The following is a 214-nucleotide window of genomic DNA, read 5'->3' on the forward strand; positions in this document are numbered from 1 at the left end:
GTGCGTGGTCAGATTCTTCTTAATGCTGCAGAAATCGGCTATTTCCTTGAGATAGCTGTTCATCTTCTGGTTGCACATGACGGGCAAACAGCATCCTTTCTTAATGCAGGTCGGATGTTCCTTGTATTTCTCCAATATGGCCAGGGGTACGGGCAGCAATGGAATATTGCTGATGGAAGAGGCCTTCCTACGGTGTTCCAATTTGACCCTTCCT

General features: G+C 47.2%; 1 protein-coding gene. It reads right to left on the bottom strand.

Annotated elements, in window-relative coordinates:
* The coding region (locus HJV72_RS19365; protein WP_208073506.1) for a hypothetical protein at nt 1-201 on the bottom strand (201 nt) is incomplete at its 3' end.
* Between the last annotated feature and the right edge of the window lie 13 nt (nt 202-214).

The organism is Extibacter sp. GGCC_0201 (assembly GCF_017566055.1).
In the GTDB taxonomy this organism is placed as follows: Bacteria; Bacillota; Clostridia; order Lachnospirales; family Lachnospiraceae; genus Extibacter.